We start from the raw sequence: 1,009 nt of genomic DNA, 5'->3' as shown, positions 1-1,009 counted from the left end.
GCGTTCCACTAGAACTTATATGACTTAATGGGCTCTTCCCCTTTCGCTCGCCGCTACTGAGGGAATCTCAATTGATTTCTTTTCCTAAGGGTACTGAGATGTTTCACTTCCCCTCGTTCGCCTTGCATGACTATGTATTCATCATGCAATACCTACCTTATGGTAAGTGGGTTTCCCCATTCAGACATCTCCGGATCACAGGATATTTGCCGCCTCCCCGGAGCTTTTCGCAGGCTATCACGTCTTTCATCGCCTCTGACTGCCAAGGCATCCACCACATGCACTTAATTACTTGACTATACAACCCCAAACAGTCGCTTGATCCTACAAGTAGATCAACCAACATACAGTTTAGTGTCTCGTGAACTTAATCACTGTACAGCTTCAATTAGATTCATATACCAAAACGCTTGATTCAGTTAATTTCGCTAGTAACTCATTTCAATCAGTCATTAACTTGTCACAAGGACTTGTTAAGTTCTTTTTAAAACGAGTATGAACAAATTATTTCAACTCAAATATATTCTGTTAATGATTTAACATGCCTTCGTCAGGTCATGTTACTGTGATAAATCACAGAGATTATCAAGTGCGCGTATCATAACGCTTGTACTTGTTAATCTCTAGGATCTAAACACTTGATCGCTTAGGAACTAAGCAACTTCAACACTGTATGCTTACATACTGCGCGAAGCGTAGCTTCTTGCTTAAATTTCAAGTAAAAGCAGTGCTTTTATGATCTTGAAATTTGGTGGAGACTAGGAGAGTCGAACTCCTGACCTCCTGCGTGCAAAGCAGGCGCTCTACCAACTAAGCTAAGTCCCCAGCTTATCAATAAGTCAATGTATCATTCGTTCTGTTTGCTTCAGCACTTGCATGCTGCGTTAGTCAGATTTGGTGGGTCTGACAAGACTTGAACTTGTGACCCCACGCTTATCAAGCGTGTGCTCTAACCAACTGAGCTACAGACCCTCAGATACATCGTATGAAGAACAACTTGTTGTGGATT

Annotated in this window: 2 tRNA genes and 1 rRNA gene; all 3 read right to left on the bottom strand. The window is 41.8% G+C overall.

The window, feature by feature from the left end:
* A 23S ribosomal RNA gene (locus tag FTU44_RS15080) occupies positions 1 to 298 on the bottom strand; the annotation flags it as partial.
* Between the two features lie 451 nt (positions 299 to 749).
* Positions 750 to 825: transfer RNA gene (locus FTU44_RS15075), tRNA-Ala, on the bottom strand.
* Between the two features lie 70 nt (positions 826 to 895).
* Positions 896 to 972: transfer RNA gene (locus tag FTU44_RS15070), tRNA-Ile, on the bottom strand.
* Positions 973 to 1,009 lie beyond the last annotated feature (37 nt).

Origin of the sequence: Acinetobacter sp. YH12105 (assembly GCF_013419095.1) — a bacterium.
Taxonomy (GTDB): Bacteria; Pseudomonadota; Gammaproteobacteria; order Pseudomonadales; family Moraxellaceae; genus Acinetobacter; species Acinetobacter pseudolwoffii.
Note: the sequence above shows the minus strand (reverse complement) of the source record. Positions and strands in the feature narration are given on the sequence as shown.